Here is a 19,345-nt window from a genome sequence, read left to right on the forward strand (position 1 = left end):
TTGCGCGCTCTCGATGTCGAGCGCAGCCGCCGCGATTCCCTCTTTGGACGCAGCGGCGTCCGATTCGGTTCCACTCTTGCGAAAGTTTTTCTCGGTCGTGCCGGCTAGTCGGTCCGTGGCCGGGAATTCACCAGGTCACCGAACGACTCGTTGAACTCCTCGGTGATCGACGCGCGCTTGGCGAACGCCCGCTGAGCCGCCAGCGCGGCGGTGGCGACGATCTGCTCGCCGAGGCGCGGCCCGCCCATCTCGTTGGCGCCGGGGGCAAGCCACAGACCGGTGAGCGCTCCGACACCGTCGACCTCCACGGTCACCAGATCGTCTGCCGACGTCTCGCGCACCGAGATCGCCGCGTAGCGCTCGTTGAGCTCGTAGAGACTGTTCAACTGCGCGTGTGCCCGGGCCTCGAGTTCGTCCATCGCCCAACTCATGGCGTCCCCCTACCCTGACCGCAACCAGGACGCCGGGGCGTCGAGGTCATGGTCGTCGAGTTGCTCGGCACGTGCGAGATCATCAGCCCGCGGTAGCTTCATCGCATCCACCACGTCGCGTTCGACACCCGAGGCGATGAGCTGCTCGCGCAGTCGGATCCCGGCGGCCATCGCGGATTGCCGACACAGCCGCAGGATCTCGTCGGCCACGACCGCGGGTTCTTTGTCGAGTGCCGACTGATCGATCCGCACCGAGACGGGCAATCCCTGCGGCGTGGTGATCACCGCCAGGGAGCCGGAACGAGAGCGTGCGCTCGACAGCGCCTGCGCGGCGTCGACCGTCTGGTCGTCGCCGGTTGCACCTCTCCGATCTTGGGCGACCCCGCCATCGAGCGCTTCGTCATCCGCGTACCCGTCATCCGCGTACCCTTCGTGCTGATACCCGTGGTTCGCGTCCCACGTTTGGTGACCTGGTGCGGTCATGGCGACTCCCCCTTCCGGACCCCATCCTGCTGACACTTGGACGCAGCCCGGCCGCGATCGGTTCCCACGATCGACGATGTGGCGATACGAGTCCCCCGACCAACCGTGCGCACGCCCGCGGGTGCACAACAATTCGACCGACGCGTCATAGCGACCGGTCGCCGACGACGATCCTGCCATACCAGCCCGTAACCGCCCACCCAACACTCGGGTTTGCGTTCGTTCGAATGACCTCGCCGACGACCGCACAGCCCTACTCGGCCGGCGCGGCGCCCCGCTCACATCGCCTCGGACCGGATCGGCGATGCTGGCAGTGTGACGCACACCGACACCGACGTGCCCGGCGCACTCGACGGGCTCCGAGTCCTCGAGCTGGGCACACTGATCGCCGGTCCGTTCGCGGGCCGGCTCCTCGCCGACATGGGTGCCGAGGTGATCAAGGTCGAACCACCCGGGTCGCCGGACCCCATCCGCACCTGGGGCCAGGCCGAAAAGAACGGCCAACGGGTGTACTGGACGGTGCACGCGCGCAACAAGAAGGCGGTCACCCTCGACCTGCGCGCTCCGGCCGGCCGGGCGGTCTTCCTCGAACTCGTCGAGGTCGCCGACATCATCGTCGAGAACTTCCGCCCGGGGACGCTGGAACGGTGGGAGCTCGGCTACGACGTCCTCGCGGACCGCAATCCCGGCATCATCCTCACCCGGGTATCCGGATACGGCCAGACCGGTCCGGCCGCGACCCGGGCCGGTTACGCGTCGGTCGCCGAGGCGGAGAGCGGGTTGCGTTATCTGAACGGATATCCCGGGGAGGCGCCCCCACGCCTCGCGCTGTCGCTGGGTGACACCCTGGCCGGGATGTTCGCCGCCCAGGGCACACTTGCCGCGGTGTATCGACGCACCGTCACCGGCCGCGGGCAGATCGTCGACACCGCGTTGACCGAGGCGTGCCTGGCCGTTCAGGAATCCACCATCGCCGATTACGACCTCGCCGGGGTGGTGCGCGGCCCCTCGGGCACCCGTTTGGACGGCATCGCCCCCTCCAACCTGTATCTGGCGGCCGACGGCCTGCGCGTGGTGATCGCCGCCAACCAGGACACTGTCTTCGGACGGCTGTGCGGCGCGATGGGCCGGCCCGAACTGGCCACCGACGAGCGCTTCGTGGATCACCGGGCCCGCGGCATCAATCAGGATGAGCTCGACGAGATCATCGCCGACTGGGCATCGCGGCACACCAGCGAGGAACTCATCGACGTCCTGAGCGCCGCCGGCGTCGTGGTCGGGCCGGTGAACACGGTTGCCGAGGTCGTCGCCGATCCGCAGATGCAGGCACGCGAGATGCTCGTTGCCCACCATGACGAGCGGCTCGGCCGAGACGTCCTCGGCCCAGGGATCGTGCCGAAGCTGTCGGAAACGCCGGGCCGGGTGCGCTCGGCCGGGCCACCGCGACCGGGCACCCACAACGACGAGATCTATCGCGACCTCCTCGGCCTGGACGACGCCACGATGGCGGACCTGCTCCGCGACGGTGTGATCTGATGCACGATCCTCGGCTAGCGCACAAGCGATGAGGCGCGACAGCGAGCGGGCAGTCTACATCGCCGCATTCGGCGGGTCGGAAAGTGTTCGTTAGACTCGTCAACGCGCGATGGAACTGCCACCATCGACCACCTACAGGGGGACCTTTTCTCACATGACGTACGACGACTCCGGAAGTTTGGACAATTCCGGTGTGCCGGCGCCCCCTCCATGGCTCCAGTTCGCCGAGCCGGAGCCGACCGAGGCGCCCGCACCGGCCCCGAGTCCCGAAAGCGCGCATCGTCAGCCCGATGTACCGCCGGACCGGCAGGACAACGGTACGGCTGCCGCCGCGGGCGCGCCTGGACACGGCGCCCCGTTGCCGCCGACCACGCCTCCTCCGCCTGGCACCACCCCGCCGAACGGAGCTGCGCAACCGCCCGGTGCGCCACCAGCCCAGCACACGCCTTCGGCCGGCCCGATGCCCGCGACCGACCCACCGGGCCCTCGCGGTCCCATGCCTCCGGCCGGCCCGCCGCCGCCGTCCGGCCCGCCGCCGCCGTCCGGCCCACAGCCGCCGTCCGGCCTACAGCCTCCGCACGCGCCGCATTCCCCGAATTCCGCCGCCGCGCCGCAGGGCCCACCGAACTCCTTCGGTGCCCCGCCCTGGCCGGACGCGCCCGCACCCGTGGGTCCACCCCCACAGCCACCGGCCGGACCGCCGCCCGGTCAGCCGCCGATGAACCCGGGCGGACCGTACGGCGGCTACCCGATGGGACCGCCCGGATACGCCGACCCGCAGTCGGGCCCGGCGCTCGATGAGGTCGCCCTCATCCGCAAGGCCCGGCGACCACCGAGCCGAGGGTGGCGGCGCGCCGTGCACACCATCTCCGCCGGAACGATCAATCCGGGTGAGTCGTCGGCCGACGTCGAGTACAAGCGGCTGCTGGAACGCGTCAATCGGCCGGTCCGCGGCGACTACCGGATCGCTGTGCTGTCGCTGAAGGGCGGCGTCGGCAAGACCACCACCACCGTCGGCCTGGGTTCCACCTTCGCGTCGCTGCGCGGTGACCGGGTCATCGCCGTGGACGCCAATCCCGACCTCGGCACCCTGGCGCAACGCGTGCCCCAACAGACCCGCTCCACGGTGCGCGACCTGCTCGCCGATACCAACGTCTACCGGTACTCGGATGTGCGGGCGCATACATCTCAGTCGCCGAGCCGTCTCGAAGTACTCGCCTCCGAGCGGGACCCGGCGATGGCCGAGGCCTTCAGCGAAGAGGAATACCGCGGGGTGATGCGCATCCTGCAACGCTTCTACAACATCATCATCACCGACTGCGGCACCGGATTGAGCCACTCCGCGATGGGCGGGGTGCTCGACCTCGCCGACGCCATCATCCTGGTCAGCTCGCCGGCGATGGACGGCGCACGCAGTGCCGGGGCGACGCTCGACTGGCTGGCCGCCCACGGCTACGCCCATCTGGTGTCGCGCGCGGTGGTCGTGTTGAGTTCATCGCGCCCGGGCGCCTCGACGATCGACACCGATCAGCTGGGCCAGCACTTCCTGACCCGATGTCGAGCGGTGCACAAGGTCCCGTTCGACGATCATCTCTCCGAGGGCGCCGACGTGGATCTCGATCTGGTCAGTAAACAGACCCGACGCGCCTTCGCCGAACTCGCCGCCACGATCGCCGATGACTTCTCATCGGTGCCCACCGACCGCGACGAGCCGTTCTACCAGTAGCCGGTTGGCGGACCTACGACGTCGGTTTCTCGGCGGAGGGCTCGGGATTCGGCTCTTCTGGCACGGGTTCGGCAGCCCCGTCCTGCGACGTTCGGCGCCCGTTGCGCCAACGCCGCGCGAGATGCAGAGCGGTCGGCACCACCACGGTGAGCACCGAGGCGATGATGAAGACGTCGAGGTGGTCGCGGATGATCGAAACCTGACCGAGGAAGTATCCGAGCGTGATGATGCCCGCCGCCCACGCGAAACTGCCGAGAACGCTGAACAGTGTGAAGATCCGGTACGACATCCCGGTGAATCCGGCCACCAGCGGCGTCAGGGTGCGCACGATCCCGATGAACCGGGCGAAGAACACCGTCAGCGCACCGAACCGTTCGAAGTACCGGTGTGTCTTGGCGAGCGGTTCGGGACCCACCAACCGCATCAGCCGGCTCTCCACGACACTGGAGCCCAGCCGTCGGCCGATGGCGTAACCGACCTGGTCACCGATGATGGCTGCGGCGGGCACGGCGATGCACAACAACCACAGCGGCGCGAACGGATCCGGTTGCGCGGCAAACACGCCGGCGGTGAACAGCACCGAGTCGCCCGGGAACACGAACCCGATCAGCAACCCGGTCTCGACGAAGACCAGCAGACACAACCCGATCAGGCCGCCCGTGGCGAGGAAGGTGTCGACGTCGAACGGATTCATCACCTCGAGCCTAATGACGTGGGCGAGAGCCCGGCCGCGTGCGGCGCCGCAGCGGCGCCGCCCCCCAGCGTCGACGGACGAGGTTAACTCGATGCAACATGCCGGGCGAGATGTGCCAAACTGCGGTTTACTCATGGGTAAGCACGCCGACGAACGCCGCCGGGCCGACCGGTTCCGCGTACTCGTACGGCGCCCGCAGCCATCACGCAGATGTGATCACCAAGGAGTCACCGTGTCCGGAGCCACACCCCCGCCGGCGGCGGGGTCTCGGAGCCGAACCCACGGCCGCAACGGCAAGAGCCACGCCCTGCGGCCGGTAACCGATACCGAGATCCGCATCGAGTATCACACCATCCACGGGTACCGGCGGGCCTACCGCATCGCCGGCAGCGGACCGGCGCTGCTGCTCATCCACGGCATCGGCGACAACTCGTCGACCTGGGACTCGGTGATCCCCACGCTCGCCCAGCATTACACCGTCATCGCGCCGGACCTCCTCGGCCATGGACGGTCGGAGAAGCCCCGCGCCGACTATTCGGTGCCGGCGTTCGCCAACGGCATGCGCGATCTCCTTGTGGTACTCGGCATCTCGAAGGTCACAGTGGTCGGCCACTCCCTCGGCGGAGGCGTCGCCATGCAATTCTGCTACCAGTTCCCACGTTTCGTGGAGCGTCTGGTCCTGGTTGCGGCCGGCGGCGTCACGCGGGAGGTCAATCCCGCACTTCGGCTGGTGTCGATGCCGATTGCGCATGAGATCCTCACCCTGCTGCGGGTGCCCGGAGTGGTTCCCTCGTTGCGACTGGCGGCCCGCACCCTGGCCGCGGCACCGCACATCCCCGGTATGCCGGCCGCCGCATCTCCGCGGCGTCTGCTCAACGACCACGAGGACCTGGTGCGCGTGCTGGGTGACCTCGCCGACGCCACCGCGTCGTCTGCGTTCCTGCGCACGCTGCGCGCAGTGGTCGACTGGCGTGGTCAGGTCGTGACCATGCTGGACCGGTGCTATCTCACCGAACGTCTTCCGGTGTTGTTGATCTGGGGCGACGAGGACACCGTCATCCCCTACCACCACGCCCGGCTGGCACATGCCGCGATTCCGCATTCGGAGTTCGAGACCTTCACCGGTTGTGGACACTTCCCATTCCATGCCGATCCGGACCGCTTCACGAAAACCATCATCGACTTCATCGACCGCAACGAGGCCGTAGTGTTCGATCCGGCGAACTGGCGTCATCTGATGTCCGAGGGCCAGCGACTCGGCGAGTTCGCCGGTGACGAGGAGACAGTGGAGGCGGTGCTCGAGGCGATCGAGGACGAACGCAGCGCCACCTGAACGACCACTACATCCGCGCCCGACCACGCCAATGCCCGTGCGATGATGTGACGGTGAGCCACCCGGGACAGCCGCCGAACGACCCGTACCACGATCCGTACGGATACCCCTCCGGTGATCCGCACGGACAGTACGGCTTTCCGCCGGCCGGCGGACAGCCACCGTCGGCGCCCCACAGCGCGCCCGGAGCGGGGCACCAGCCCTGGGGCCCGGCGCCGGTGAATCCGTATCCGCCGAATCCGTACCTGCCGAATCCCTACGGTTTCGCCCCGATGGGCGGTGACCCGTACGCACCGTACGGTCGTGATCCGATGTCGGGACTGCCGTACTCGGGGAAGTCGAAGGTGGTCGCCGGGTTACTGCAGATCTTCTTCGGCACCCTCGGGGTCGGCCGCTTCTACATCGGCGACAACCAGACCGGCGGCATCCAACTCGGGCTCACGCTGGTCGGCTTCGTGACCCTGTTCTTCTTCATCGGGTTCTTCCTGATCCTCGCGGTGAGTCTGTGGGCACTGGTCGACGGGATCATCATGCTCACCGGCGGCGTGACCGACACGCACGGATATCCGCTACGACCGTGACCGTGTCCCGCCGCCGTACCCGAAACCGCCGCTGACTCCGACCGGGCCCGTCCCGACCACGATCAGCCGCCGCAGCAACCGTCGGCGGTGCGGATGTCGCGGGTGACATCGTTGCGTGCGGCGAGGTCATCGTCGGCGGGGTAATCGACGCCGACCAGACACAGTCCGCGCGCTTGCGCCACCGGAATCGCGCTGTTGCGGGTCCGCTCGGTCAATAGTCCGCGACACCAGTCGATATCGCGTCGTCCGTCGCCCACGCTGGCGACAGCCCCGACCAGCGAGCGCACCATCGACCAACAGAATGCGTCGGCGCTGACCCGCGCCACCAGCACCCCGTCGGCGTCGGCGGTCCAGTCGAAACGCTGCAGATCACGGATGGTGGTGGCGCCCTCGCGACGACGGCAGAACGCCGCGAAGTCGTTGAGCCCGAGCAGGGTGGAGGCGGCCGCGTTCATGGCCGCGAGGTCGATCGGACGACGCCAGTGCGCGGTTGAGCGGGCCATGATCGGTTCCGCACCCCAGACCGCGTCGGTGAGCCGATACACGTAATGGCGTCGGAGCGCGGAGAACCGCGCGTCGAAATCCCTGCTCACCCGCTCGACGACACGGACACGGACATCATCGGGCAGCATCTTGGCCAGTCTGCCCGTCAACCGCGACGGGTCGCCGGCAATCGAGCGGGTGCCCAGCGTGGCCTCCGGCACGTCGGTGTGTGCGACCTGTCCGGTCGCGTGTACGCCGGCGTCGGTACGACCGGCGACGGTCAATCGCACCGGCACACGCAGGATGGTGCCAAGCGTTTCCTCGAGCACACCGCAGACGGTCCGTTGACCCACCTGCGATGCCCACCCTGCGAAATCGGTCCCGTCATAGGAGATGTCGAGGCGCAGACGGCAGAGCCCGCCGTCACCGGATGTGGTGACGGCGGGCTCTGCGCGCTCTGCTGAGTTCAGCGACTACTTCTTGTCGCCATCGACGTCCGCGCCCGCTGCCTCGGCATCGGGAGCGGTCGCCGCGGAGGACTCGTCGTCCACGGCCTCGGCCACGGCCTCGGCGTTCTCGACGGCCGCGTCGTCGGCGTCGGCCTCGACGGCCTCGACCGGGTTCTCGGCGTCGGTGACGTCGGCGACGTCGCCTTCGGTCGCGACGACCTCTTCGGTCTCGCTGAGCTTGTCCTCGGCGGCCTTCTTGGAGGCAGCGACGCGGGTCGCGCGGCTGGCCTCGCTCGACGCGGTCGACTCACGCACCAACTCGATCACAGCCATCGGGGCGTTGTCGCCCTTGCGCGGCAGCGTCTTGATGATGCGGGTGTAGCCGCCCGGACGATCCGCGAAGAACGGACCGATCTCGGCGAACAGCGTGTGCACGACATCCTTGTCCCGGATGTCCTTCATCACCTCACGCCGGTTGGCCAGCGAGCCGGCCTTGGCGTGGGTGATCAGCTTCTCGGCGTACGGACGCAGCCGCTTCGCCTTCGCTTCGGTGGTGGTGATCCGGCCATGCTCGAAGAGCGAGGTGGCGAGGTTCGCCAACATCGCCTTCTGGTGGCTGGCCGACCCGCCGAGGCGGGCACCCTTGGTGGGCTTGGGCATTTCTCTTCTCCTCGAAGAAACTCACGATCTCTCGACCGGAAGGGTTTGGGGCGAGCGCCTTACAGCTGCTCGGTTTCAGCGAAATCCTCACCGGAGTCGGCATCGAACGATGCGTCATCGGTCCACGTACCGGTTGCCGGGTCGTAGCCGGCGACCTGCGACGGGTCGAAGCTGGCCGGGCTGTCCTTGAGCGACAGACCCAGCGCGTGCAGCTTGACCTTGACCTCGTCGATCGACTTCTGGCCGAAGTTGCGGATGTCGAGCAGATCCGACTCGGTCCGGGCCACCAGCTCGCCGACGGTGTGCACACCCTCGCGCTTGAGGCAGTTGTAGGACCGCACGGTCAGCTCGAGATCCTCGATCGGCAGGCTGAACGACGCGATGTGGTCGGCCTCGGCCGGCGACGGCCCGATCTCGATGCCCTCCGCCTCGACGTTGAGCTCTCGGGCGAGCCCGAACAGCTCGACCAGGGTCTTGCCCGCCGAAGCGAGCGCGTCGCGAGCGGTGATCGAGTTCTTGGTCTCCACATCGAGCACGAGCCGATCGAAGTCGGTGCGCTGCTCGACACGGGTGGCCTCGACCTTGTACGTCACCTTGAGCACCGGCGAGTAGATCGAGTCGACCGGAATCCGGCCGATCTCGGCACCCGACGCCTTGTTCTGCACGGCCGGCACATAGCCGCGGCCCCGCTCGACGACGAGCTCGATCTCGAGCTTGCCCTTGTCGTTCAGGGTGGCGATGTGCAGGTCCGGGTTGTGCACGGTGACACCGGCCGGAGGCACGATGTCGGCGCCGGTGACGGTGCCCGGACCCTGCTTGCGCACGTACATGGTGACCGGCTCGTCCTCTTCGGAGCTGACCACGAGGCCCTTGAGGTTCAGGATGATGTCGGTGACATCTTCCTTCACACCCGGGACGGTGGTGAACTCGTGCAGGACACCGTCGATGCGGATGCTGGTGATCGCAGCTCCGGGGATCGACGAGAGCAGGGTACGACGCAGCGAGTTGCCGAGGGTGTAGCCGAATCCCGGCTCGAGCGGCTCGATGACGAACTTCGAGCGGTTCTCGGCGATGATCTCCTCGGTCAGAGTGGGTCGCTGTGAGATGAGCATTTCTGTGTTCTCTCCTTTGGCCTACCGCTATTTGAAGGCCTCGAGGGTGAAACCGAACAGCCAGGTGGCTGCTGGTTGGACTACTTGCTGTAGAACTCGACGATGAGCTGCTCGGTGAGCGGCACGTCGATCTGAGCGCGCTCGGGCACCTGGTGCACGAGAATGCGCAGCGTCGACGGAACCACCTGCAGCCACCCCGGAACCGGACGGTCGCCCTGGATCTCCTTGGCGATCTGGAACGGGACCGTCTGCAGCGACTTCGGCCGGACGTCGATGATGTCGTACTGGCTGACCCGGTAGCTGGGCACGTCCACGCGCACACCGTTGACGGTGAAGTGACCGTGGGTGACCATCTGGCGGGCCTGACGACGGGTCCGGGCCAGGCCGGCGCGGTACACGACGTTGTCGAGGCGGGTCTCGAGCAGCTTCAGCAGCTCGTCACCGGTCTTGCCGGTACGACGGTTGGCCTCTTCGTAGTAGCGACGGAACTGCTTCTCCATCACTCCGTAGGTGAATCGGGCCTTCTGCTTCTCCTGCAGCTGGAGCAGGTACTCGCTCTCCTTGATCCGCGAGCGGCCATGCTGGCCGGGCGGGTAGGGGCGACGCTCGAACGCCTGGTCTCCGCCGATGAGATCGACGCGGAGACGACGGGACTTCTTGGTTGCGGGGCCGGTATAACGAGCCATGTTTTCTCTTCCTCCCTTTCCCGCTAGACCCGACGCCGCTTGGGCGGACGGCAACCGTTGTGTGGCTGCGGGGTGACATCGGAAATGGTGCCGACCTCGAGACCGGCTGCCTGCAGGGAACGGATGGCGGTCTCGCGACCCGAACCCGGTCCCTTGACGAACACGTCGACCTTCTTGACGCCATGCTCCTGGGCCTTGCGCGCAGCATTCTCCGCGGCGAGCTGAGCAGCGAACGGGGTGCTCTTGCGCGAGCCCTTGAAGCCGACATGACCCGAGGACGCCCAGCTGATGACGGCGCCGTTGGGCTCGGTGATCGACACGATGGTGTTGTTGAACGTCGACTTGATGTGTGCGTGGCCGTGCGGGACGTTCTTCTTATCGCGACGGCGGGTGCCCTTCTTGGGGCCTGCGCTACGTGACTTGGGTGGCATTACTTCTTCTTCCCGGCGATGGTCTTCTTCGGGCCCTTACGAGTACGGGCATTGGTCTTGGTGCGCTGTCCGCGGACGGGCAGGCCACGACGGTGACGCAGACCCTGGTAGCAGCCGATCTCGATCTTGCGACGGATGTCGGCCTGCACCTCGCGACGCAGGTCACCTTCGACCTTCACCGAGTTCTCGATGTATTCACGCAGCTTTGCGACATCGGCGTCGGTGAGATCCTTCGCCCGGAGGTCGGCAGAGAGCCCGGTCCCCTCGAGGATCTCCTTGGAGGTGGTACGACCAACTCCGTAGATGTAGGTCAGTGCGATCTCCAGCCGCTTCTCGCGGGGGAGATCCACACCAGCAACACGTGCCATGTGGCGTTTCCTTTACTTCTCAGAGGTCTGCTCCCAGTCCGTCCCCGACTCTTCTTGTGGTGATTGATGCTGCGGGGCCCCGGCCTCTGAACCGGGGGTGGGCGCCGACCCGTATGTCGACACTGGTGCTGGGAGGGCTTCACAAAGAATGTTCAGCTCTTCGATGCATATTCAGTTGTGGTCGGTAACTCTCAAGCGACCCCGAGGGGTGCCGATGATCAGCCCTGACGCTGCTTGTGACGCAGGTTGTCGCAGATCACCATGACCCGCCCGTTACGGCGGATCACCTTGCACTTCTCGCAGATCGGCTTGACGCTCGGCTGAACCTTCACGTCCGCTTCTCCTTGACTTGTCCGGGCACGACCAAGCCGCACCCGATCCTGTCCTCTCCCGGAAACCCGGGGAAGTCCTACTTGTACCGATAAACGATGCGCCCACGACCGAGGTCGTAGGGCGAGAGTTCCACGACGACCCGGTCCTCGGGCAGGATGCGGATGTAGTGCTGCCGCATCTTGCCGCTGATGTGGGCAAGAACCTTGTGCCCGTTCTCCAACTCAATGCGAAACATCGCATTGGGCAGGGGTTCGATCACTCGACCCTCGACCTCGATGGCCCCGTCTTTTTTCGCCATGTCCTCCGCGATCCTGGCTCCTGGTCGGCGGAGATCGCCCATGCGATCCCATGACACGAAGCCCGGTTGAAACCGTGTTTATCCGTTAGTGTGTGGACACCGATCGTCGCTGACCGGCCCCATCGGTGCTGACACCCGCCGGAACCGCCTCGCCGGCCCGTGGGCTCGAAGACATGCGGATACCGGCATGCGAAGCACACCGACGTTCAATGTTACGCGAACTGGCAGTTCAGACCAAACCGCCAGGAGTTGAGACAACCGCGCACTCCCCGCGCTGCCGCGCACGTCGCGACATGCGCGGCACCGTGACAGATGCGCGGTTGTGACGAGTCGCGCCGACACAGCGGCAATACAGCGGCATTACAGCGCCAATGAGGTGTGCGGCCCCACAGCGCGAATTCGGTGTGATGTGGGACACTTGACCACATATATGATACATATGACTTGAAACACGCCACCAGCTGTTGGCTGATGGACGCACACGCGCTCGGTTCGTCGTCGCACACGACTCGGGGGAACGAAGGATTTCGGGGGAAGCATGAACGCGCCATCGACGTACGCTCCGCCGTGGGCCAAACCGGTGGCCAGGGCGGTCCATGGCGCGGACACGTCCCTGGCCTACGTGGGCCAGTTCCTCACCTTCGTCTACTACACGATCCGCTACATACCCACCACCTTCGTCCACTACCCACGGCAAACCGTCCGCGCCGTGACCGACCTCGCGTGGGGTCGTGGCGCGGTGATCGTCGGAGGTGGCACAGCCCTGGTCATGGCCGCTCTGGGCATCGCGGCCGGCGCGACCGTAGCGGTGATCGCCCACAGCACCCTCGACCTCGTGGGACTCGGCGCGGTCTCCGGCGCCGCATCGTCGTTCGCGATCACCCGCGAGTTCGCGCCGATCCTCGCCGCGGTGGCCTTCGCGATCCAGGCCGGATGCCGCATCACCGCCGAGGTCGGTTCCATGCGGATCAGCGAGGAGATCGACGCGCTCGAGGTCATCGGCGTGCATGCGATGGCCTTCGTTGTCACCACGCGCGTCATCGCGGGCGTCCTCACCACCATCCCGACCTTCCTCGTCGCACTGGTCGCCAGCTACCTGAGTAGTTCATTGGTCGTCGGGTTCCGCGATGAGTCCGTGGGAGCCTACGAACACTATTTCGACCAGTTCCTGAACTTTCCGGACCTCGTGTCCGCGACGATCAAATGCGTCGTCTTCGTGGTGGCCGTGACCCTCATCCACTCCTATAAGGGCTTCTTCGCCAGTGGCGGCCCGGAAGGTGTCGGGGTCGCCTCCGGTCGGGCCATCCGCGCCAGCCTGGTGTCGATCATGATCCTCGATCTGATCCTCACCGTGGCGTTCTGGGGTATCAACTCTCCGTTCAGTTTCCGAGGCTGATCCGATGGCCGAATTCCGTATTCCCGGGATGTCCGCCGACACGGCGACCTACCGACGACGCGCACTCGCCTTCCTGGCCGCCTCCGTGGTGTTCGTCGGCGCTGTCGTGGTGATCGATCGGGCGATCCCGAGCGACTCGATCCGGATCACCATGTCCACGTCATCGGTGGCCGGTGGTATCCAGCGCGGTGCGTCGGTGGTCCTCAACGGCTCACAGGTCGGCCGGGTGGCTGACGTGACCACGCCGGCACCGGACACCTACGAGATCGCGCTCGATCTCGACCCCGAGCGGATGGGCGCGTCTACCGACATACTCACCGACACAGCGATGGTCAGCTACGCGCCGGAGAATCTCTTCGGTATCGCCGCCGTGGTGCTCTACGGACAGCCCGGAGGCGCCCCGTTGCACGACGGGTCGAGCTTCTCCCCACCGGAACCCGAGGACGCAACCCTCACCACGCTGCTCCACAACCTGAGCGACCTGCAGAACGAGGCGTTCGATCCGTACGTCGGCGGCGTCCTGGACATCGCCAACCAGGCCACCGGCGGTTTGCTGCCCCTATTCGGGGCCATCGGCCAGATCGCCAGCGACATCGCCGACACCCAGGTGGTGACCCCCGCCGAGACCCTCCCGCAGTACACGCAGCTGATCGGACAGGTGCGTGGCGCCGTCGACGACCTGTTGCCGCCGGTCAAACAGATCATGGACTGGCAGGCGCCGCGTGCACCCGGATACCTCGAGGCCTCCGAGAAGGGCCTCTCGGCCACCGCCGGTCCGTTTGTCGACGACCTCACCCGCCTCCTCGGTCCGGATGCGCTCGGGATGACCGCGCCGCTGATGCCGGTGCTCACCGAGATCATCGGTCGGGTCCAGCAGACCTTCCCGGACAGCCGACGCAACGGTATCCAGATCGCCACCCTGATCGAACGTTTACGCAGGTCGCTGCCCGACACCCCCGACGGCCCGGTCCTCAACGTGGACGTCGTGCTCAGGTCGACGCCGGGTCTGGCGGCAGCGTTGCAACTGCCCACCGGTGGATCGGCGGGCCCCCGATGACCAGCTTCCGTCGCGCCCTGGTGTACCTGATCGTCTTCGCGGTGATGACCGTTGCCGGGGGCTTGTTCATCAACAATGCGATCGACCGTCCGGTGTCGAACGTGACCCGCACCTACACCGCCGACTTCACCAATGCCGCCGGCCTCAAGGCGGGCAACGACGTGCGGGTGCGCGGTGCACGGATAGGCAAGGTCACGGCCATCGAGGTGCACCACGCTCCCGGCGACGCGACGAGTGTCGCTCGGGTCGAGTTCGAGCTGTCGGGCGATGCCCGGGTTCATGCCAACAGCACCCTGGCCATCCGCTACCTCAACCTGACGGGCATCCGTTACGTGGACCTGCAGGACCCGGAGCAGCCCGGCGACCCGGTTGGACAGGACGAGATCATCGGCACTGCCTCGACGACGCCGTCGTTCGACGTCACGACGGTATTCCACGGTCTCGCACCGGTGTTCGCGACGATGAGCCCGGAAGACATCAACCACTTCTCGGAGAGCCTGTTGGCCGTGGTGGAGGGCGACGGCTCGAGTTTCAGCGAATTCGTGAGTTCGCTGACATCCATGATGCGGCTGGTCGACAACCGGTCCGAGGTGATCAACACACTCGTCGACAACCTCGCCGAGCTGTCCGGCGCGGTCGACGGTCGCGCCGAGTACATCGATCCGATCATCGGCTACATCTCGCGTTTCGGCACCGTGCTCGCCGAATGGACCCCCGATCTGGAGGATCTCGCCAACCACACGGGCGACCTGCTGGTACAGGCCGACTACCTCCTGGCCGCGCTCGGCGTGCAGCCCAACCGCACCCCCGACGCCGACTTCCTGTTCAACCAGATCAAGCCGATCGGTGAGGCCGCCATCGGACTGCTCTCGCTGTCGCCCGGCATCCTGCAGTCGATCAACTCGGTGCTGCCGGCGACCGACGCGGCACAGGTCGATCGAACATGCTCGGCCGGCGCGGCCGAGATACCTGCCGACGTGAAGCTGTTTCTGCGTGGAAGCCAGGTGACCTTGTGCAAACGATGAACTACGACACCCTCCGCGAGGACGGCACGTCCATGCCCAAGCTGTCGGGCCTCGGTTCGGCGATCCGCGGACTGTGGGACCGGGGCATCGGTCTGGTGAACCGCATGACCGACCACAAGCCGATGTCCAATCGAGGTCGCCGCCGCTCCGAACTGCGGTGGGGCATCGCCGGTGTGGCCGTCACCCTCGTCGCCGCGCTGATCGCGATGGGTGTCTATTGGCTGAGCCCGGGCCATTACCGGGTCGTCGCACAGTTCGACGAGGCCGGACAGATGCGAGTCGGCAACAGCGTCCGAGTCGCCGGTGTGCCGGTCGGCACGGTCAAGAGCATCGAGCTCGCAGGTGACCACGTCGACGTCGAGATGGCCGTGCGGTGGGGTACATACCTCGGCGACCAGACCCGTGCCGACGTCAAGATGCTCACCATCGTCGGCGGCTCCTTCGTCGACCTGACGACCGCGGGCGACCGACCACTGGGTGACGAGCCGATTCCGGCTGCGCGCACCACGGTGCCCTACAGCCTGATGCAGACCTTCCAGACAATCCAGCCCAAGCTGGCGAAGATCGATGCCAACCCGCTGCGCACGACCATGGCCGACTTCGATGAGGCGCTGACCGCCAACCCCGGCGCGCTGCGCACGAACATCGGCGTGATCAGCTCGATGCTCGACAACCTGCAGCAGCGCCAGGATCAGTTCGGCTCGATGCTGCGATTGGCGGCCGACTACGCCGAGCAGATCAACGCCAACGGCGACGTGATCACCCAGATGGCCCGCAACCTCAGCAGCTTCATCTCCGAGTACGCCGTGTTCGCACCACGTCTGAACGTGGTGCTCGAACACACCGGTCTGCTGCTGCAACGACTGCGCGGTCTCGCCCTGCTCTATGACGACGACATCCAACCCTTGATCGATCAGCTCGACGCGATCGGCCGCGACTTCGGACCGGCGCTCCAGCGCTACACGCCGTTGATCGAGCAGGGCCGCGACCTGATCAAGCGGCTGGAAGACATGGTGGCGCCGGACGGTTCCATCGTGATCGACCAGAGCAACCTGGTCCTGTCGTCGGACTACTGCGTACCGATGGTGGGGGTGGCGTGCTGATGCTGGTGAAGATCCTCGGTTCGAAGTGGCTGATCTCCGGTATCTCGATCACGGTGGTGGTCGCGACACTGGCGGGCCTCTACGTCGTTGGCTCCGGACTTACCGGCAAGCAGCAGTACTGCGCGGAGTTCGACGACGCCATCGGGCTGTTTCCCGGCAACCACGTCACCCAGCGCGGTGTCACCGTCGGCACCATCACGTCGGTGGAGCCCGGTCCCGGCACCGCGATAGTGCGGTTCACCGCCGACGGTGCACAGCGACTCCCAGCCGAGGTCAAGGCGGCGACGGTCGCGCCGTCGGTAATCGCCGTCCGGCAACTCGCTCTCATCGGTGACGACACCGACGGCGACACGCTGAGCCCGGACACGTGCATACCGCGCCTGTCGACCAATACGCCGGTGTCGATCTCGGAGTCGCTGGAGAGTATCTCGGTCGTCGCGAAACAACTCACCACCGCGGGCGGGCCCGATCAGCTGAAGAACGTGCTCGGATTCGTCGGCAATCTCGACGACGAACTCGCCGGCACCGGACCCGAGCTCAACGCGTTGATCAAGAAGCTCGCGATGCCCGCGAACAGTCCGATCGACGGCGCGCTCGTGGACACCGCACGCATCGTCGACAGCGTGAGCGCCATGTCCACCGGCCTCGCCGGCAACTGGGACTTCCTCGAGAAGTTCATCACCGAGATCACCGGGGTGATCCAACCTCTGGTCCTGCCGACGGTCGGCAACGTCGTCCGCATCATCGCGGCCGTCCCGGAGACGATCAACCTGCTGACCTACGTCATCTCACACTACGGTCACTTCGTCTGGCCCGCGCTCGACGTCGTGGTGCCGGTCGCGCGCGTGATCGGCGCCGGCATGCGGAACTTCGGCGACATCCTCGGCATCGTCCCGGTCCTCATCAAGGCCTTCGACATCTCCTTCGATCAGAAGTCGTTGGGCCTGCGCATCCGGTACACACCGCCGACCACCCGCATCCCCGCCAAGAATCCAGAGCTGACATGCGCGAACATCAACCGCCTCGTCCCGGGCCAGTGCACCGTCACCGATCCCGACGGGATGCAGGTCGACGCCATCACGATGGCCCTGATGATGACCGGGGCCAAGCCATGAGAATCGTGCCACGTATGCCGCGTCGGACCACCGCACTCCGACTGATCGCGACGCTGATGGCGGGCTGGTTGGTCACGGGGTGTTCGGCCTACACCCACTTCACCCCGGAGGAACTGCCCACACCCCAGTCCGTGCGCACCGGCTGGATGATGAACGTGGAGGTCCCGACCGCCGTCAACCTGCCGCTGCGTTCGCGGGTCGTGGTCAACGGCATCGCGTCCGGTGTGGTGTCCGCTATCGAGCCCGCGACCGGTCACACGGTCGTCCGACTGCTGGTCGATGAGTCGCAGGCGATCTCGGGGCAGGCCACGTTGGAACTCAAGCAGGACACCCTTCTCGGTGACACCTACGTCTCGATCACCAACCCGCCCGACGCCATCAGCTCGGCTCTGCCCCCCGGGGGCACGCTCCCCCAGTCCCAGGTCCAGCGGCCGGTCCAGATCGAACAGCTGATGGCGAGCCTGTCGAACTTCCTCGGCAGCGGCGACCTCATGCAGCTGGGAAGTACCTTCACCACGGTCAACAACCAGTTCCCGCAGGACCCCGCCGAGGTCCGCAAGATCCAGGCCGTGCTGACCGACACCGTGAACACCTGGGCCGACAGCACACAGGACATCACCTCGATCCTGCGCAACGTCACGGCGCTCACCGAGCGGCTCAAGAGTATGAAGGGCACCCTGCAGTTCGCTCTGAGCCCCGAAGGTGCCGGCCAGTTCCGCGCCATGAGCGACACCACCTACCTGGTGGTCGTCCTGGCCCGGCTGTCGCGGGCACTCGGTCCCGCGATGCCACTGGTGCCGGTGCTCACGGGTCTGACACGACTAATCAACACAGTCGTCAAGCCCATCCTCATCCCGGGATGGCCCGGTTCCGACGTGTCCAATGCGGAACTGCTCGTCGACGTCCTCAACGACAAGCTGGTGCCGTATTTCAAGAACGCCCCGGGGCTGAACATGCGGTCCATGGCAATCGAGAACAACGTTTCCGACCGGGAGATCGCCGGCCAGCTCACCAACGTCTTCCGCATGTTGGGAATGACCCGATGAATCCACAGACCATCCGAGAACTGATCCTCAACATCGTTGCGTTCGTCGTCGTGCTGATCTTCGGCGGCGGCTATCTGGCGACACAGGCGTACGACTGGCGGCCGTTCGAGCAGCCGAAGACCGTCCAGATGAGCGTGGCGAACACCGGGCTCATCCTGTCCGGAACCGGCGTGTTCGCGAGCGGGGTACGCATCGGTGATGTCCGTGAGGTCCAACTCGCCCGGCAGGGGGCGACGCTGATCCTCGACTACGACAGCGACCAAGAGATTCCTGTCGACTCCACCGTCGAGATCGGTCTGCAGTCAGCTCTGGGCGAGCCGTACATCAATTTCACCTCGGGCACCTACGCCGGTCCGGCACTGCCCGACGGAGCGGTCATCTCGGCCGAGCAGATCGACGAACCCGAGTCGATCCCCGGGATCTTCGATGAAATCTCGACGATGTCGACCGCAATCGCCGCCGGCCCCATGGCTGGCGTGCTGAAGACGGTCTCGGAGGCACTCGACGGAACCGAGCCGTCGCTGGGCCGCATCAGTGACGGCACCCGGCTGGTAGCGGCCCTGTTGCTGTCGCGGTCCGAACAGCTGCGCAGCATGTTCTCCAACACCCAGATCTACACGGCAAATCTCGGGTGGATCGTCGATACCCTCCCACAGTTCTCCCGCGGACTCGATCAGGTGGTCACCGAATTCCAGGGCGCACTGCACGCGACCGCCCACCTGGTCAACAGCACCGATCTGCACGATTCGATCATGAACACGCTGCACCCGTTCTTCGAGCAATTCAACCCCTACCTGGAGAAGACGATTCCCCCGGTGATGGATGCCGTCGGCCCACTGATGCCGATCGTGACCGCACTCAACCAGACCCTGCCGCAGATCAACATGAGCGAACTGCTGGCACGTGCGCTGGAACTGTTCGGTGCCGGCGACGGCATGCGACTGGTGATCACCCAGCCGAACTGAGACATCGAGACATACCCGCGTAGCGAAAAGGAGA

General features: G+C 66.2%; 22 protein-coding genes. 11 read left to right on the forward strand and 11 right to left on the reverse strand.

Features of this window, described 5'->3' with window-relative positions:
* Positions 1 to 104: 104 nt before the first annotated feature.
* Both ACIGKQ_RS07800 and ACIGKQ_RS07805 read right to left on the reverse strand, forming a co-directional pair.
* On the reverse strand, positions 105 to 431 hold the full coding sequence (locus ACIGKQ_RS07800) for a YbaB/EbfC family nucleoid-associated protein (protein WP_235725014.1): 327 nt from the start codon (positions 429 to 431) through the stop codon (positions 105 to 107).
* A 9-nt stretch (positions 432 to 440) separates the two neighbouring features.
* Positions 441 to 914 (reverse strand): hypothetical protein, encoded by a 474-nt coding sequence (locus ACIGKQ_RS07805; protein WP_396573039.1) that lies wholly within the window; start codon positions 912 to 914, stop codon positions 441 to 443.
* Between the two features lie 336 nt (positions 915 to 1,250).
* Here ACIGKQ_RS07805 and ACIGKQ_RS07810 point away from each other — a divergent pair, with 336 nt between their 5' ends.
* The gene (locus ACIGKQ_RS07810; protein ID WP_396573096.1) at positions 1,251 to 2,450 is read left to right on the forward strand and encodes a CaiB/BaiF CoA transferase family protein; all 1,200 of its coding nucleotides are present in this window, start codon (positions 1,251 to 1,253) and stop codon (positions 2,448 to 2,450) included.
* A gap of 154 nt (positions 2,451 to 2,604) precedes the next feature.
* The gene (locus tag ACIGKQ_RS07815) at positions 2,605 to 4,176 is read left to right on the forward strand and encodes a MinD/ParA family protein (RefSeq protein WP_287016828.1); all 1,572 of its coding nucleotides are present in this window, start codon (positions 2,605 to 2,607) and stop codon (positions 4,174 to 4,176) included.
* A 13-nt stretch (positions 4,177 to 4,189) separates the two neighbouring features.
* Here ACIGKQ_RS07815 and ACIGKQ_RS07820 read toward each other — a convergent pair whose 3' ends face one another.
* Positions 4,190 to 4,870 carry a DedA family protein gene (locus ACIGKQ_RS07820; RefSeq protein WP_287016829.1) on the reverse strand — a complete coding sequence of 227 codons (681 nt, stop codon included), beginning with the start codon at positions 4,868 to 4,870 and terminating at the stop codon, positions 4,190 to 4,192.
* A gap of 232 nt (positions 4,871 to 5,102) precedes the next feature.
* Between ACIGKQ_RS07820 and ACIGKQ_RS07825 the strand changes: the two genes are divergently transcribed.
* On the forward strand, positions 5,103 to 6,203 hold the full coding sequence (locus ACIGKQ_RS07825; protein ID WP_372475199.1) for an alpha/beta fold hydrolase: 1,101 nt from the start codon (positions 5,103 to 5,105) through the stop codon (positions 6,201 to 6,203).
* A 53-nt stretch (positions 6,204 to 6,256) separates the two neighbouring features.
* Positions 6,257 to 6,784, forward strand: a complete 528-nt coding sequence (locus ACIGKQ_RS07830; RefSeq protein WP_235725011.1) for a TM2 domain-containing protein — start codon at positions 6,257 to 6,259, stop codon at positions 6,782 to 6,784.
* A gap of 62 nt (positions 6,785 to 6,846) precedes the next feature.
* Here ACIGKQ_RS07830 and truA read toward each other — a convergent pair whose 3' ends face one another.
* From truA to infA, 8 genes are all read right to left on the reverse strand, one after another.
* Positions 6,847 to 7,674 carry a tRNA pseudouridine(38-40) synthase TruA gene (truA, locus tag ACIGKQ_RS07835; protein ID WP_396573098.1) on the reverse strand — a complete coding sequence of 276 codons (828 nt, stop codon included), beginning with the start codon at positions 7,672 to 7,674 and terminating at the stop codon, positions 6,847 to 6,849.
* Between the two features lie 66 nt (positions 7,675 to 7,740).
* Positions 7,741 to 8,376 (reverse strand): 50S ribosomal protein L17, encoded by a 636-nt coding sequence (gene rplQ / locus ACIGKQ_RS07840; RefSeq protein WP_287016830.1) that lies wholly within the window; start codon positions 8,374 to 8,376, stop codon positions 7,741 to 7,743.
* Positions 8,377 to 8,435: 59 nt separating this feature from the next.
* Positions 8,436 to 9,488: a DNA-directed RNA polymerase subunit alpha gene (locus ACIGKQ_RS07845; RefSeq protein WP_235725009.1), complete on the reverse strand. Its 1,053-nt coding sequence runs from the start codon at positions 9,486 to 9,488 to the stop codon at positions 8,436 to 8,438.
* A gap of 80 nt (positions 9,489 to 9,568) precedes the next feature.
* On the reverse strand, positions 9,569 to 10,174 hold the full coding sequence (gene rpsD, locus ACIGKQ_RS07850) for a 30S ribosomal protein S4 (protein ID WP_235725008.1): 606 nt from the start codon (positions 10,172 to 10,174) through the stop codon (positions 9,569 to 9,571).
* Positions 10,175 to 10,197: 23 nt separating this feature from the next.
* Positions 10,198 to 10,605 (reverse strand): 30S ribosomal protein S11, encoded by a 408-nt coding sequence (gene rpsK, locus ACIGKQ_RS07855; RefSeq protein WP_160900678.1) that lies wholly within the window; start codon positions 10,603 to 10,605, stop codon positions 10,198 to 10,200.
* Positions 10,605 to 10,973, reverse strand: a complete 369-nt coding sequence (gene rpsM, locus ACIGKQ_RS07860) for a 30S ribosomal protein S13 (RefSeq protein WP_235725006.1) — start codon at positions 10,971 to 10,973, stop codon at positions 10,605 to 10,607. Before rpsM ends, rpsK begins: the two co-directional genes overlap by 1 nt.
* Positions 10,974 to 11,191: 218 nt before the next feature.
* The gene (gene rpmJ, locus ACIGKQ_RS07865; RefSeq protein ID WP_040515091.1) at positions 11,192 to 11,305 is read right to left on the reverse strand and encodes a 50S ribosomal protein L36; all 114 of its coding nucleotides are present in this window, start codon (positions 11,303 to 11,305) and stop codon (positions 11,192 to 11,194) included.
* Between the two features lie 77 nt (positions 11,306 to 11,382).
* Positions 11,383 to 11,604 (reverse strand): translation initiation factor IF-1, encoded by a 222-nt coding sequence (gene infA, locus ACIGKQ_RS07870; protein WP_005170487.1) that lies wholly within the window; start codon positions 11,602 to 11,604, stop codon positions 11,383 to 11,385.
* 538 nt (positions 11,605 to 12,142) lie between these two features.
* On the opposite strand from infA, the gene ACIGKQ_RS07875 reads away from it, so the two are divergent.
* From ACIGKQ_RS07875 to ACIGKQ_RS07905, 7 genes are read left to right on the forward strand one after another with little or no spacing between them, the layout of a single operon-like run.
* Positions 12,143 to 13,000 carry an ABC transporter permease gene (locus ACIGKQ_RS07875; protein WP_328712888.1) on the forward strand — a complete coding sequence of 286 codons (858 nt, stop codon included), beginning with the start codon at positions 12,143 to 12,145 and terminating at the stop codon, positions 12,998 to 13,000.
* 4 nt (positions 13,001 to 13,004) lie between these two features.
* Entirely contained in the window at positions 13,005 to 14,057 is a 1,053-nt protein-coding gene (locus ACIGKQ_RS07880) for an MlaD family protein (RefSeq protein WP_328712887.1), read from the forward strand.
* Positions 14,054 to 15,082, forward strand: a complete 1,029-nt coding sequence (locus ACIGKQ_RS07885; RefSeq protein WP_235725002.1) for an MlaD family protein — start codon at positions 14,054 to 14,056, stop codon at positions 15,080 to 15,082. Before ACIGKQ_RS07880 ends, ACIGKQ_RS07885 begins: the two co-directional genes overlap by 4 nt.
* Positions 15,079 to 16,185 carry an MCE family protein gene (locus tag ACIGKQ_RS07890; protein WP_396573046.1) on the forward strand — a complete coding sequence of 369 codons (1,107 nt, stop codon included), beginning with the start codon at positions 15,079 to 15,081 and terminating at the stop codon, positions 16,183 to 16,185. The genes ACIGKQ_RS07885 and ACIGKQ_RS07890 overlap by 4 nt, the downstream gene beginning before the upstream one ends.
* Complete coding sequence (locus ACIGKQ_RS07895; RefSeq protein ID WP_396573048.1) at positions 16,185 to 17,300, forward strand: MlaD family protein; 1,116 nt, start codon at positions 16,185 to 16,187, stop codon at positions 17,298 to 17,300. The genes ACIGKQ_RS07890 and ACIGKQ_RS07895 overlap by 1 nt, the downstream gene beginning before the upstream one ends.
* Before the next feature lie 14 nt (positions 17,301 to 17,314).
* Positions 17,315 to 18,346: an MlaD family protein gene (locus tag ACIGKQ_RS07900; protein ID WP_396573050.1), complete on the forward strand. Its 1,032-nt coding sequence runs from the start codon at positions 17,315 to 17,317 to the stop codon at positions 18,344 to 18,346.
* Positions 18,343 to 19,311 (forward strand): MlaD family protein, encoded by a 969-nt coding sequence (locus tag ACIGKQ_RS07905; RefSeq protein WP_235724998.1) that lies wholly within the window; start codon positions 18,343 to 18,345, stop codon positions 19,309 to 19,311. The genes ACIGKQ_RS07900 and ACIGKQ_RS07905 overlap by 4 nt, the downstream gene beginning before the upstream one ends.
* The last annotated feature ends 34 nt before the right edge of the window (positions 19,312 to 19,345 follow it).

The sequence above is a fragment of the Gordonia sp. NPDC062954 genome, assembly GCF_044543825.1.
GTDB lineage: Bacteria > Actinomycetota > Actinomycetes > Mycobacteriales > Mycobacteriaceae > Gordonia > Gordonia tangerina.